Origin of the sequence: Sphingomonas sp. 66-10 (assembly GCF_001897045.1) — a bacterium.
Lineage (GTDB): Bacteria > Pseudomonadota > Alphaproteobacteria > Sphingomonadales > Sphingomonadaceae > Sphingomonas > Sphingomonas lycopersici.
The window spans coordinates 73,169-87,818 of record NZ_MKRR01000134.1 but is presented as its reverse complement, the minus strand read 5'-3'; the positions used below and the strand labels follow the sequence as shown (position 1 = coordinate 87,818).

Sequence of the window (14,650 nt, the reverse complement as noted above, 5' to 3'; positions counted from 1 at the left end):
GAAATCCAGGAGGGGGATTTATGAAAGGTTACACTGCTTTGCTCGGCGGCACCGCCGTCGTGCTGCTCATGACTATGCCTGCGACTGCCCGGACGCCGCAGAATACGCCCCCGGTGACCGAGGGTGAAGCCGGCACGGAAGTGCCCGGCACGGTGGCTGACGACGGCGCGCACGGCGAGATCGTCGTCACCGGCTCGCGTATCCAGGGCACCTATAACTCCCCGACTCCGGTCACCTCCGTCTCCCAGTCGGACCTGCTCGCGGCCGCGCCGTCGACCCTCGCCGAAGGGCTGCGACAGTTACCGGCCCTCACGCCGACCGGCGGGCCGAGCCAGGGCGGTGGGACGGCCAATGGCGGCCAAAACTTCCTCAACCTTCGCGCGCTGGGCAACAGCCGCACCCTGACGCTGGTCGATGGCCGCCGGTTCGTCCCGTCCAATCCGACCAACCTGATCGACGTCAATCTGATCCCGCAGGGGCTGGTCGACCGCGTCGATGTCGTCACGGGGGGCGCGTCCGCCGCTTATGGCTCGGATGCCGTCGGTGGCGTCGTCAACTTCATCCTCAACAAGCGGTTCGTCGGGTTCAAGGCCGATCTGCAGCTCGGCATTTCGCAGCGTGGCGACAGTTCGGAGAGCAAGGCTGCACTCACCTATGGCGGCAGCTTTCTGGACAATCGCCTGCACATCGTTGCTGCCGGCGAATATTTCAAAAACGACGGCGTCCAGGGAAATGCCCGCGAATTTCGCCGTACAGCGCCGAACCAGCTGGCGAACCCCGCGGGCACCCCGCGGCTCGTCCGCGGCACCGATCTGCGCACGCCGTTCACCCCCGGCGGCCTCGTCGTCGTCGGACAGGGCGGGACCGCTGCCGCGAACAACCAGATATTGGGGATCACGTTCGGGCCGAACGGTTCGCCGATGCCTTATGATTATGGGACGATCGCCAGCGACATCGGCGTGACCAGCGGATCGCAAAATGGCGGCGACGGCTTCCGCGTCTCGACCGGCCAGGAAATTCTCCGTCCGCTCGAACGCAAAACATTGTTCGGGCATCTCGAATTCGAGGTGACCGACAATTTCCTGCTCTACGCGCAGGGTATATACGGCAAAACGGTCGCGGCGTTCCAGAGCAGCCCCACCACCGGCACGCTGACGATCCAGCGGACCAATCCCTATCTCGCGCAGGCGGCGCCGGCGCTCGTCGCGCAGATGACGACCCTCGGCGTCCCTCGCTTTCTGCTCAACCGCTTGACGCTCGAGCGCGGTCTCACCGTCCAGAACAACGAGAATGAAACAATGCGCGGGCTCTTCGGCGCGTCGGGCAGGATCGGCGGCGATTGGAACTGGGACGTCTCGTTCCAATATGGCCGCAACAACAACGTCAATCCCATGTTCAACAATCTGATCAGGGCGAACATGACGCGCGCCGTCAATGCCGTGTCGTCCGGTGGTCAGATCGTATGTGCCGATACGATCAGTGCCGATGCGACAGTGCTTGCGGCGGCCGCGGGGTGCCAGCCGTTCAACCCGTTCGGCCAGGGTGCGCCATCACAAGCCGCGCTCGACTATGTGTTCGGCACATCGACCTTCACCACGCGCGTCATCCAGAAGGCTGCCGATGCGAACCTGAGCGGCCGGATCGTCGATCTGCCGGCCGGGCCGCTTTCGATGGCGGTGGGCGCGGAGTGGCGGGAAATTTCCGCCCGCACCGTCGCAGACCCGCTGTCCAACGCGGGTGCCTATCGCCTGGTCAATCAGCAGGATTTCTATGGCAAATACAATATCAAGGAAGTCTATGCCGAACTTCAGATTCCCGTCCTGAAGGATTCGTTCCTCGGCCCCAGCTTCGATCTGAATGTCGCTGGTCGCCATACGCAATATTCGACCAGCGGCGGCGTGAACACATGGAAAGCCGGCGTGAACTGGCAGCTGTTCGACAGCCTCCGGTTGCGCGGGACCCGTTCGCGCGACATCCGGGCACCCAACCTTTCCGAGCTTTTCGCGACGGGTCGCCAGAACAACATCACGATAGACGATTCGCTTCGCACGGGGCGGACCTATCTCTCCGTACCGAATCTCACCTTTGGTAATGCGAATTTGACGCCCGAGATCGCCGACACTTTGGTCGTCGGCCTGGTCTATCGACCGTCCTTCATCCCCAATCTCAGCCTCGCGGTCGATTATTACGACATCAAGATCAAGGATGCGATCGGCAATGTCGGCGGCGCCGACGCGAATGTCGAATGCAATCGCAGCGGCGGAACCTCGGCAAGTTGTGCCTTTATTACGCGCGATCTCGTCACGCAGGCCGTCATCCAGACTCGGACCTCGCCCCTTAACCTGACACGGCAGGAGACCAGCGGCATCGATGTCGAAGCCAGCTACCGCATTCCCTTGCCGGAGAGCGCCGGACGCCTGACGCTCCGGGGTATCGCCGGCTACGTGGACCGCAATATCACTTACTCGCCACTGGTGGCCGTACCCATCGACAATGCCGGGAACGGCACGGCGTCGCTCCCCAACTGGCGCGGCACGATGACGGTGAACTACGAGGTCGGTCCCTTCGCAGCGTTCAGCCAGGTGCGGTACATCGGCCCCATGACCTGGGACAAGACCCGCGTCCTCGGCGTCGATACCGATTTCAACCACATCAAGGCGCAGGCTTATGTCGATGCGCAGTTGAGCCTGCGTATCCCAGGGTTCGGGAAGGAGCAGGAAATCTATTTCAACATCCAGAATCTGCTCGACAAGGATCCGCCCTATGATCCGATCGTCGGCGGCGCGACGCCCCTTCCGACCGATCCCAACCTGTTCGATCAGGTCGGTCGCACGTTCCGTGTCGGCGTGCGGCTCATGTTCTGACCGCTCGTTCCCGTCATCCGACATCATCGCTTCATTAAGGACATCCTGATGGTGAGCTCAGTCGAGCGGCGCGAAAAGGTGAAGTCGATCTTCATCGTATCGAGCGGCAATTTCCTCGAAATGTATGATTTCATGGTGTTCGGCTATTATGCCAAAGCCATTGGCGAGACTTTCTTTCCGACGAGCAACGAGTTCGCCAGTCTCCTTCTGTCGCTCATGACCTTCGGCGCGGGCTTCCTCATGCGGCCGGTCGGCGCTGTCGTGCTGGGCGCGTATATCGACCGCCACGGGCGTCGGAAGGGATTGCTTCTGACGCTGGCCCTGATGGGGCTGGGCACCCTCTCGATCGCCTGTATGCCGGGCTATGCCCAGATCGGGCTGGTGGCGCCTTTCCTCGTCCTGATCGGCCGCCTGGTGCAGGGGCTGTCCGCAGGCGTCGAGGTGGGTGGCGTCTCGGTCTATCTGTCGGAAATCGCGACGAAGGGGAATCGGGGCTTCTATGTCTCATGGCAATCGGCCTCCCAGCAGATCGCGGTGGTCTTCGCCGCGCTGATCGGCCTGGTGCTCAACGCCATGCTGCCGATCGAGCAAATCAACGCATGGGGCTGGCGCATCCCGTTCTTCATCGGATCGGCGCTGATCCCCTTCCTCTTCATCATCCGACGCCTGCTCCAGGAAACCGCCGAATTTGAAGCGCAGAAGGTGCGCCCGACCGCATCGCAGGTGTTCGCGAGCGTCGGCCGGAACCTGCCGACCATCGTCCTTGGCGCGCTGATGGCGGAGATGACGACGGTCTTCTTCTACATGATCACCGCCTATACCCCGACCTATGGCAGCAGCGTCCTCGATCTATCGCCGACGAGTGCGATGTTGGTCACCTTATGTGTCGGCCTCAGCAACTTTGCGCTGCTGCCGATCATGGGGGCGCTGTCCGATCGGGTCGGCCGTCAGCCTCTGCTGATAACCTGCGCGCTTCTCGCGATCGTCTCGGGCTATCCGGCGCTGAGCTGGCTCGCCGCGCAGCCGAGCTTCGGCCGATTGCTCGCGGTCGAGTTGTGGCTCGCGCTTATCTACGCGGGCTATAACGGCGCGATGATCGTCTATCTGACCGAGGTCATGCCGCCCCGCGTGCGAACGGCCGGCTTCTCGCTGGCCTACAGCCTGGCCACCGCGATTTTCGGCGGGTTCACCCCGGCTCTCGCGACCTATCTGATCGCGGCAACCGACAATCCCGCGATGCCGGGGGCGTGGCTCTCCGCGGCGGCGACGATCAGTCTCCTCGCAACGCTCCTCCTCTCGCGTGGCGCGGCTAAGCGCGCCGCGGCTGGCATCGCCTAACCCTTCCCGCTCAGGAGTTGTCTATGAACCGGTCAGCCTTCTCGCGGCGTCTCGCCACCCAATCGATCATCGCGGCCGCAATGCTCGTTACGATGAGCGACGCCGCCGCGCAGCCGTTCCGCGCCGCGCCCGACAGAGCGACCTTCCAATGGCGCGGCCTTTCGAAGGAGCTGCGGAACAAGATGAGCGGGACGTTCGTGGTCGCATCCACCGGCGATCTGCTGTTCCAGGAGCCCGCGGATCAGCGGATCAGCCCGGAAATCAAGGAAGTGCTGAGGTCGGCCGATACCACGATCGGCAATCTGGAGGGCTTTCTCGTCGATCGACGGGAATGGGCCGGCGTCAATGGCTATGGCAATAACTGGGCGCCCAAGGAGCTGGCGCAATCGCTTGCCGATCTCGGTTTCGATATCGTCGCGCCGGGCGAGGCCGATGGCGGCGAGGCGGCGCAGGTTTCGACGATCAAATGGCTCGACGCGGTCGGGATCAAGCGGCCCGGCTACGGCCCCAACCTCTCGATTGCGCGTCAGCCGGTGTTCCAGGAATTGCCGCAGGGGCGCGTCGCCGCGATCGCGGCCTTCCCGGTTGGCGCGGTCGCCGATGGTCCGATCGCGCGCAACAAGAACGGCAATGACGTCGGCGAAGTGCCGGGCATGAACCCGCTTCGCCTCACCGTCTGGAACGTGGTCACCGCCGAACAGCTCGAGCAGCTCCGCGCCATTCGCCAGTCGATTCTAGACCGCCGCAACGAGCCCGATGTCGCGCGCCCGACAGGATTGCCGCACGACGAGCCCGGCAAGCTCGAGTTTCTCGGCAAGAATTATATGGTCGGCGAGAAGCCGGGCGCCTTCCATTATGAGATGAACCCCGCCGATGTTCAGTCGCAACTGCTGGCCGTCCGCAACGCCAAGGAATATTCGGATTTCGTGATGTTCACGATGCATGTGCACGAAAACCGATACGCCTATCAGGCTTATTCGCAGGATCATTACCCGCCCGACTATCTCGTTGATCTGGTGCATCAGCTCGTCGACAACGGGATGGATATGTACGTGGGGCACGGAAATCATACCATGCAGGGCATCGAAATCTACAAAGGGCGGCCGATTTTCTACAATCACGGCAATTTCTCGGTGCAGCGCTTCGGCAGCGACGATTCTCCGCCCAACGCGCTTAATCTGACCAATATCGAGGCGATCGAACTGGGCAACGACTGGCTTCAGCAGGAGATCAATCTGACGGCATATGTCGCGAAGACCAAATATGTGGATGGAAAGCTGGTCGAGATCAGAATCTATCCGGTGGATCTGGGGGCGGATGCGTCCAGGACGCCCTGGTCCCGATCAAGCATTCCTCAAACGCCGTCGCCGGCGATGGCCAGAAAGATACTGACCAACCTTCAAAAATATTCCGAGCCGTTCGGGACGAAAATCTCTATCGAGAATGGCATCGGCGTCATTCGCGTCTCGCCCGATGCAACCGTTCCTGTCGGCGGCGATCTGAAAATTCCCGGGCGCGGACCGCAATCGACCGGGCCGGCGAGGATGTTTTGATCCGTCAATCTGATGCGCGTTGGGCTTGAACGCACCAGCAATTGACCGGAATCAATCGTGCGCGTGATAAATCACCTTGCATCGAGGGGGGACGGCATCTCCGCCCATAAGCATGCACGCCAGATGCTTTCGCGCGGACCCGATCTTCCCTATGCCCTCGGGATGAACAGCGCTCTTCCGCCTGCGGTCAATCAGCGCCCGACGATCCGCGACGTGTCGAGGATCGCCGGCGTGTCGATCAAGACCGTGTCGCGCGTCATCAACGATCAGCAATATGTCAGCGCGGAAAAGCGCAAGCGGGTGTTGGAGGTGATGGCCGAGATCGGCTTCCAACCGAGCGACGCCGCGCGCGCGCTAAAGGGTCGGCGATCGCATCAGGTCGCGCTGATCTGCGATAACCCCAATCCGTGGTACGTCTACGAGATCCAGGCCGGGGTGCGCGAGCGGTGCGCCGCGGCGCATGTGCGGATGATCGCCCAGCCCTATGATCGGTCCTCGCCCACGCTGCTCGACGATATCGTCGCGCTGATCGATCAGGCGCATCCCGACGGGTTGATCCTCGCCCCGCCCGCCTGCGACGACCGGCGGGTGATCGACGAGCTGGAGCGGCGCTCGATTCCGTTCGTGCGGTTGCAGCCCGGCGGGCCGCTGCAATCCGCGCGCGCCGTCCTGATGGACAATGAGCGGGCGGCGTTCGACATGACGTCCTATCTGCTGTCGCTCGGCCATCACCGCATCGGCTTCATCGTCGGCGATCGCGGCTATGCCGCGTCGGGGCAAAGGCTGGCGGGGCATGTCCGGGCGCTTTCCAGCGCCGGCGTCGATGTCGATCTCGATTATGTGCGGCAGGGCCAGTTCGATTTCGACTCCGGGCGCGCCGCGGCTGACGCGCTGCTCGACCTCCCTGCCCCGCCCACCGCGATCGTCGCGTCGAGCGACGATCTCGCCGCGGGGGTGCTGGCCGCCGCGCATCGCCGGGGCATTGCGGTGCCCGAAAGGCTGTCGGTCACTGGTTTCGACGATGCCCCGCTCGCGCAGGCGGTGTGGCCGGCGCTGACCACGGTGCGCCAGCCGGTCCGTGCGATGGCCGCCGCCGCCGCGGACCAATTGCTCGACCCCGCCGCCGAAGGGGAACGACGCCTCGGCCACGAGATCGTCGTCAGGGAATCGACCGCACCCCCCGCCGCTTGACCATCGCGGCTTTCTCTGTGACATCGTTGTCCTATACGGCGGGGGAGCGGAGAGGATCGTGACGCAGCGGATCGGCATCCGACAATGGCTTATCGTCGGGCTGGCGTTCATCGCCATCATGCTCAATTATGTCGATCGGCAGATCATCGCGCTGCTCAAGCCCCTGCTTGAACAGGAGTTCGGCTGGTCCAATCGCGATTACAGCCATATGGCGTCGGCGTTCCAGTTCAGTGCCGCGGTGGCGTTCCTCGGCACCGGCTGGTTCATCGACCGCATTGGATTGCGCCGCGGTTTCGCGATCGGGGTGGGCGCGTGGAGCATCGCCGGGATGGCGCATGCCTTCGTCACCACGGTCGGCGGGTTCGTCGCCGCGCGCGCCGCGCTCGGCGTCGCCGAGTCGATCGGCACCCCGGCGCAGGTGAAGACCGCCGCGACCTATTTCCCGCCCGAGAAACGGTCGCTGATGCTGGGCATCGGCAATATGGCGGCGAATTTCGGCGCGGTCGTCGCGCCGCTTTCGATCCCTCCGCTGGCGCTATGGCTGGGGTGGCGCGCTGCGTTCCTGATCGCGGGTGGACTCGGGTTGGTATGGGTGGTCGCGTGGCTTGCGGTGACGCCGCGGACCGCGCCCGCTGCTACCGATATCCCGGCGCAACGCGTGCCCTGGGCATCACTGCTCCGCGACCGTCGGCAATGGGCGATCATCGCGGCGAAGGCATTTTCCGACCAATGCTGGTGGTTCCTGCTGTTCTTCATGCCCGATCTTTTCCACCGCGTGTTCGGGCTGTCGCAGGGCGAGCTCGGCGTGCCGATCGCATGGGTCTATACGCTCGCCGCGCTGGGATCGCTGAGCGGCGGCATCCTGCCGACCTGGCTGCTGTCGCGCGGGGTCGAGATGAACCGCGCGCGCAAGGGATCGATGCTGCTCTATGCTTTGCTGATCCTGCCGGTGGCGCTGGTTCTCCACGTCGACGATGCCTGGGCCGCCGCGGCGCTGCTCGGCCTCGGGCTCTTTGCGCATCAGGGGTTCTCGACCAATGTGTTCGGGATGACCGCGGATATCTTCCCGGCGCGGATGATCGGCACCGCGATCGGCATCGGCGCCTTCGCCGGCAATCTTTCGGGCATGGCGATGATCGAGGCCGCCGGCTTCTCGCTCGAACGCGGCTATGGCTATGCGCCGCTGCTCTATGTTTGCGCAGGGTCCTATCTCGTCGGGCTGCTGCTCATCCAGCTTCTGGTGCCGAAGCTCGAACTCGCCGAGCCGGATGCGGCCCGCCCGGTTTTTGCCGGGCATTGATCGTCGCCCGATGAAACGGCCCTCCCCGCAGGTGCGCGGGAAGGGCCAATATGATACATCGCGAAGCGATCAGAAGTTCACGCGAGCGGTAACCCCGTAATAGCGATCGGCATCGCGCGGGATCTGATAGCGATACGACCCCGAGGGGCCGCCATTCTGGATCGCCGCGGCGAAGCTCTGGTCGAACAGGTTGCGGACCTGGAAGGTCAGCCGATAGCGATCGTCGCGATCCCCTACCCCCGCCGAGAGATTGACCAGGGCATAGCCGTGGATCGTCCCCAACTGGCGCTGCACCGCATCGGGCGAGAAGAGCGCGAGCTGCTTCGACTGATAGCTTCCCTGCGCGCCAAGGAAGAGATCGACCGGCCCGCCGGTCCGCCAGCGATAATCGGCGCTGAGCGAGCCCTTCCACTTGGGCGCGAACGGCAGCGAGGTGCCCGCCGGAATCACCGCGCTGACCGGCGCGCCGGGTGCGCGGAAGAACTGGTCGACCTTGGCGTCGGTATAAGCCAGCCCGCCCGAGATCGAGAGATCGGTCGCCGGGCGCAATATCAGATCCGCCTCGATGCCGCGGGTTGAAACTTCGCCAGCATTGGTGAAGCGGGTGACCACCACCCCCGCGACGAGATCGGGGTTATTGGCCTGGAAATTGTAATATTTAGCGTAGAAGGCCGCGAGGTTGAGCACCAGCGCGCCACCCAGAAGATTGCTCTTCAGCCCGATCTCGTAGCTGTTCGAGGTTTCGGGTGCAATGACATTGGTGCCGGTCGCGGTGAGATTATAGAAAACGTTGAACGCCGGCCCCTTATAGCCGCGGGTATAGCCGCCATAGGCGACGACCTCCGGCGAGAGATCATATTGCAGCGTCGCCTTGCCCGACACATTGGTATTGGTCGCCTTGCCGGTGAAGATCGTCGCGGGGGCGCCGGTGCCGGTCGGCGTCGTCGGGAAGCTCGGCTGGATGCCGGGGCCGGCGAGCGTGGTGGTGCGGCTGTGGAACACATCGAGCTGGTCGCCCGTCCAGCGCAGCCCGCCGATGAAGCGGAAGCGGCTGGTGAAATTCGCCGTCGCTTGCCCGAACGCCGCGATATTTTTGAACACCGACCCGAAATCGGCGATGCCATAAGGCGTGGTCGTTGCCGGCGCGCCGGGCGTGCCGCACGGGATCAGCGTCGCCGGCGCCGCCGTGCCGCATGAAACGACCGAGCGCGAGAAGATCCGTTCGGACTCCGCGCGCGAATAATAGAGCCCGATGACATAGGAGAGGAATTGCTTCGACGGCGAGGTCAGCCGCAATTCCTGGCTGAAGGTGTTGCTGGTCTGCGGCCCGAAATCCTGCAGCTGCGGGAAGCCGACATAGGCCGCGGGCAGGAAATCGCCGTCGCGGATCTCGGTGTTCTTGTAATTGCGATAGGCGGTGATGCTGGTCACCGTCTGCGTGCCGAGCTCGGTATCGATCTGTGCCGAGACGCCCCACCCGGTTTCGCGGGTGCGGGTGACGTAATTCTGGTTGACCGCGCGTGTCCGGTCGCCGCGTGGCGTCGGCAATACCGCAAAGGCCGGGCTGGAGATCGCTGCGCCCGCGGCGTTGAGCGGGCCGGTGCCGATCAGCTCGGCGCAGCAATTGTCGTCGTTGCGGTGATAATCCGCGATCAGCGAAATCGTGGTCGATGCGCTCGGCATCCATTTGACCTGGCCGCGGAAACCGTAATGTTCATAGCCGTTGACGCGCCCGCCCGTCGCAAGGTTGCGGATATTGCCGTCATAATGGCCGTAGAAGCCGGTGACGCGGGTCAGCAATGTATCGCTGAGCGGCACGTTGAGCGCGCCGCGGACGCGCGCCTCATTGCCGTTGGAAAACCACTGGCCCTCGACATAGCCGCCGAAACCCGGCTTGGGCTGGACGGTCACGACGTTGATCACCCCCGCCGAGGCGTTCTTGCCGAACAACGTCCCCTGCGGGCCGCGCAGCACCTCGAGCCGCTCGATATCGACCAGATCGCCGAACGCCTCGCCGGAGCGCGCATAGACGACCCCATCCACCACGGCCGATACGGACGGTTCGCCGGCGATCGAGAAGGTAGTGGTGCCGACTCCGCGCAGGAACAGCGACTGATTGAGCGTCGTCCCCGATTTCTGGAAGTTCAGCGCCGGAACGAGCGTCGCCGCGCTTTCGATGCTCGGCTTGCCGGTGCTTTCCAGCATCGCCCCGCCGACGACCGAGACCGCGAGCGGCACGTCCTGCAACCGTTCGCTGCGCTTCTGCGCGGTGACAACGATATCACCAGAATTTGCCGCCAGCTCGGCAGGCGCGGGCGCGGTTTCGACCTGGGCATAGGCTGGAGCGGCGAGCGCGATGAACGCGCAGCTCGCCATCAGGCCGGCGCTCAAAAGGCGATGCTTGGACATACAGAACTCTCCCCTTCCCCAATTTCGGCGCGTGAAACGCTCTATCTAACAGCGACTTAGCTGTCGTTCGACCGGATTCGGCCGGGATGGACCGGCGCCGCGGATATCTTTTCCGGCTTTTCTTTAGACCAGATCGCTGCGATAAGACAACGGTGTCCTATCTCAAAACGCCAGATCGCTTTGCGTCGCTCGGTCAATCGGGCATCACCGTCAGCACGCTGGCGTGGGGAATGTGGCGGTTCGCCGGGGATGACGTCGCGCTCGCCCGGGCGCGGGTCGAGGCGGCGCTGGGCGCCGGCATCACGTTGCTCGATACCGCGGACATCTACGGCCCCGATAATGGCCAGCCGTTTGGCGCGGCCGAGGAATTGCTCGGCAAGGTGCTCCGCGAGGCCCCGGCACTGCGCGACCGCATGATCCTCGCCAGCAAGGGTGGCATCCGGCTCGGCGTGCCGTATGATTCGAGCCGCGCCTATCTTGCGCAGGCGATCGATGCGTCGCTCGCGCGGCTCGGGTGCGAGCGGATCGACCTTTATCAGATCCACCGCCCCGATCTGCTCGCGCATCCGCAAGAGGTGGCGCGCGCGCTCGACGACGCGCGGCAAGCCGGCAAGATCGTTGCGGTCGGCGTCTCCAATCACACGCCGGCGCAGGCCGCGGCGCTGGCCGCCTTCCTCCCCGTCCCGCTCGCCAGCCACCAGCCGGAATTCTCCCCGCTCGCCACCGCGCCTTTATTCAACGGGCTGCTCGATCAGGCGATGACCGAGCGGATGAGCGTGCTCGCCTGGTCCCCGCTCGGGGGCGGGCGGATCGCCGCGCCGCAGGACGATCGCGCCCGCGCGGTCGCCGCGCTGCTCGACGCCAAGGCCGAGGAGGCCGCGGTCGATCGCGCCGCTGCCGCCTATAGCTGGATCATGGCGCATCCCGCCGGGATCATCCCGATCGCCGGCACCCAGAATCCGTCCCGGATCGCAAAGCTGCCGGACGCCTATACGCCCCGCTGGACCCGCGCCCAATGGTACGCCGTCCTCGAGGCGAGCCTTGGAGAGAGACTGCCATGACGAACGGCCAGTGCGAAGTCAGTTGGTTCTCCGCACTCTGCGACGATGATTATGAATTTCTCGGCACGCCCGATGCGATGCTGCGATCGAGCTGGGAGCATTGTCGCGATATCGTCCTCCAGGCGGAGACCGGCGGATTCGACAATATCCTGCTCCCCTCGGGCTATGCGCTCGGCATCGACACCACCGCCTTCGCCGCCGCGATCGCGCCGATGCTCCGTCGCCTCCGCCTGCTGATGGCGGTCCGCATCGGCGAGAGCTGGCCGCCGCAGCTCGCGCGGCAGATCGCGACGATCGATCGCATCCTCGGCGGGCGGCTCACCGTCAACATCATCTCCTCCGATCTGCCCGGCGAGAAACTGGCATCGGCGCCGCGTTACGCGCGCACGCTCGAGGCGATGCGGATCCTGAAGACCTTGCTCAACGGCGAGCCGCTCGATCATCAGGGCGAATTCTGGCAGCTCAAGCTCGATCCCCCCGGGGTCAGGACCGTGTCGGGCAAATGCCCGCCGCTCTATTTCGGCGGGCTTTCCGAAGACGCGCGCGAGGCCGCGGCGCAGGGCTGCGACGTCTATCTGATGTGGCCCGACAAGAAGGAAGTCGTGCGCGGGATCATGGAGGACATGCGCGCGCGCGCGGCGAAGCACGGGCGCACCTTGTGCTTCGGCTATCGCGCACATGTCGTGGTGCGCGAGACCGAGGCGGAGGCGCGGAGCGCCGCCGACCGGCTGCTCTCCAAGCTCGATGCGGCGAGCGGCGAGGCGATCCGCAACAAGTCGCTCGATACCGCCTCGACCGGGGTCGCCGCGCAGACCGCGCTGCGCGAGGGCGCGACCGACGACGGCTATGCCGAGGAGAACCTCTGGACCGGGGTCGGGCGCGCGCGCTCCGGCTGCGGCGCGGCGATCGTCGGCGATGCCGATCAGGTGCTCGCCAAATTGCGCATGTATCAGGACATGGGGATCGAGGCCTTCATTCTCTCGGGCTATCCGCATATCGCCGAGGCGGATCTTTTCGCGCGCCACGTCCTGCCGCGGCTGCAGCACGCGCCGTTGACGCTGGACTGACAAGGCGCGCCGGGGAAAGGAAGCGATGGCCGAGGATAGTTCGCGACCGCCGGTCGGCGGCACCACCGTCGCCGGCGCGCTTGCCAGCGGCGCGAGCGACCTGCGCCTGCGCGCCGTCGACGGTGGCTTCGATCTGTCGATCGGCGCGGCGCTCGTGCTGCGCCACCGGCCGGACGATCCCGCGGTCTTCGTCGGCGAGGGCCGCGCCGACGTCGACATGTATCGCGGCAATTATTTCCTGTCCGACCGGCTCGATGCGCGCATTCCGCTGCGCCATGCGCTGATCGACGGGGCGACGGTCGCGCTGGCGGCGACGCCGGGCGGCGATCCGCTGCTCGCGATCACCGTGGAGGGCGGCGCGCTTGCCCTCACCGCGCTGGCCGATCGCCTCAACCGATTGTGGCTGCGCTGCGTCGCGCAGCCCGGCGAACGCCTGTGGGGCGGCGGCGAGCAATTGTCCTATTTCGACCTCGCGGGCCGGCGCTTCCCGCTATGGACCTCGGAGCCGGGCGTCGGTCGCGACAAATCGACTCTGCTGACCTTCCAGTGCGACCGCGACGGGCGCTCGGGCGGCGATTATTGGAACACCAATTATCCGCAGCCGACCTATGTCTCCTCGCGGCATTATGCGCTCCACCTCGATACCACCGCCTATGCCTGTTTCGATTTCCGCGATCCGGCGTTCCACGAGATCGAGGCATGGGAGATCCCTGCGCGGATCGAGCTGCTCGCGGCGGATCGCTTCGCCGAGCTGGCCGGGATCCTGTCGACGAGGTTCGGCCGCCAGCCGCCGCTGCCCGCCTGGGCTTATGAGGGCGCGATCCTCGGGCTCAAGCAAGGCATGGAAAGCTTCGCGCGGATGGAAGCGATCATCGCCGCCGGCGCGGTGGTGACCGGATTATGGTGCGAGGATTGGGTCGGGCTGCGCGAGGCGAGCTTCGGCAAGCGCCTGTTCTGGGACTGGAAAGCCAATGACGCGCGTTATCCGGCATTGCGCGAGCGCATCGCGGCGCTGAACGCGCGCGGCATCCGCTTTCTCGGCTATGTCAATCCGTATCTCGCGGTGGACGGCGATCTCTATGTCGAGGCGGTCGATGCCGGGTTGCTCGCGCGCCGGCTCGATGCCGACGAGCCCTATATCGTCGATTTCGGCGAATTTGATTGCGGCATCGTCGATTTCACCAATCCCGCCGCGGCGAACTGGTTCGCCGAGCGCGTGATCGGGCGCGAGATGCTCGATATCGGCCTGTCGGGCTGGATGGCCGATTTCGGGGAATATCTCCCCACCGACATCCGCCTCCACGACGGCACCGACGGCATGCTCGCGCATAATGCCTGGCCGACGATCTGGGCCGAGGTCAACGCGCGCGCGATCGCCTCGCGCGGAAAGACCGGCGAGGCATTGTTCTTCATGCGCGCCGGCTACACCGATGTCGGCCGTTACTGCCCGTTGCTCTGGGCTGGCGACCAGAGCGTCGACTTCTCCCGCCATGACGGGATCGGCACAGTCATTCGCGCCGCGCTTTCTGCCGGTATGGTGGGGAACGCGTACCACCATAGCGATCTCGGCGGATACACCAGCCTGTATGGCAACGTCCGCACCCCCGAACTGCTGATGCGATGGAGCGAACTCTGCGCCTTCTCGCCGGTCATGCGCAGCCACGAGGGGAATAGGCCGGACGACAATCTGCAGATCGACGGCGATCCTGAAGTCCTCGCCCATTTCGCCGCGATGACCAGGGTCCATGCACGGTTGGCGCCCTATGTCGCCGCCTTGTGCGAGGAGGCGGTCGCGACCGGGCTGCCGTTGCAACGCCCGCTGTTCCTCGACTGGGAGGATGACGCCGATTGCTGGGGCATCGAGACG

At 64.9% G+C, this 14,650-nt stretch carries 9 protein-coding genes; 8 read left to right on the top strand and 1 reads right to left on the bottom strand.

Translation table 11 applies throughout. The features are described from left to right. The first annotated feature begins 20 nt into the window (after positions 1-20). The 5 genes from BGN95_RS16650 to BGN95_RS16630 all read left to right on the top strand — a co-directional run bounded on the left by BGN95_RS16650 (position 21) and on the right by BGN95_RS16630 (position 8,246). Positions 21-2,864: a TonB-dependent receptor domain-containing protein gene (locus tag BGN95_RS16650; protein WP_286773391.1), complete on the top strand. Its 2,844-nt coding sequence runs from the start codon at positions 21-23 to the stop codon at positions 2,862-2,864. A 48-nt stretch (positions 2,865-2,912) separates the two neighbouring features. Further along, entirely contained in the window at positions 2,913-4,202 is a 1,290-nt protein-coding gene (locus BGN95_RS16645; protein ID WP_286773390.1) for an MFS transporter, read from the top strand. A 23-nt stretch (positions 4,203-4,225) separates the two neighbouring features. After that, positions 4,226-5,755: a CapA family protein gene (locus BGN95_RS16640; protein WP_286773389.1), complete on the top strand. Its 1,530-nt coding sequence runs from the start codon at positions 4,226-4,228 to the stop codon at positions 5,753-5,755. Between the two features lie 123 nt (positions 5,756-5,878). Continuing rightward, on the top strand, positions 5,879-6,946 hold the full coding sequence (locus tag BGN95_RS16635) for a LacI family DNA-binding transcriptional regulator (protein WP_286773388.1): 1,068 nt from the start codon (positions 5,879-5,881) through the stop codon (positions 6,944-6,946). A 58-nt stretch (positions 6,947-7,004) separates the two neighbouring features. Then, complete coding sequence (locus BGN95_RS16630; RefSeq protein ID WP_265312355.1) at positions 7,005-8,246, top strand: MFS transporter; 1,242 nt, start codon at positions 7,005-7,007, stop codon at positions 8,244-8,246. Positions 8,247-8,315: 69 nt separating this feature from the next. Here the strand turns inward: BGN95_RS16630 and BGN95_RS16625 are convergent, their stop codons facing one another. After that, positions 8,316-10,655, bottom strand: coding sequence for a TonB-dependent receptor (locus tag BGN95_RS16625; protein WP_286773387.1), 2,340 nt, complete (start codon positions 10,653-10,655; stop codon positions 8,316-8,318). Positions 10,656-10,807: 152 nt separating this feature from the next. Here BGN95_RS16625 and BGN95_RS16620 point away from each other — a divergent pair, with 152 nt between their 5' ends. The 3 genes from BGN95_RS16620 to BGN95_RS16610 all read left to right on the top strand — a co-directional run. Beyond that, on the top strand, positions 10,808-11,716 hold the full coding sequence (locus tag BGN95_RS16620) for an aldo/keto reductase (protein WP_502688305.1): 909 nt from the start codon (positions 10,808-10,810) through the stop codon (positions 11,714-11,716). Further along, the gene (locus BGN95_RS16615; protein WP_286773386.1) at positions 11,713-12,783 is read left to right on the top strand and encodes an LLM class flavin-dependent oxidoreductase; all 1,071 of its coding nucleotides are present in this window, start codon (positions 11,713-11,715) and stop codon (positions 12,781-12,783) included. The genes BGN95_RS16620 and BGN95_RS16615 overlap by 4 nt, the downstream gene beginning before the upstream one ends. 25 nt (positions 12,784-12,808) lie before the next feature. Continuing rightward, positions 12,809-14,650: alpha-glucosidase (locus BGN95_RS16610; protein WP_286773385.1), on the top strand; the 1,842-nt coding region annotated here is incomplete at its 3' end.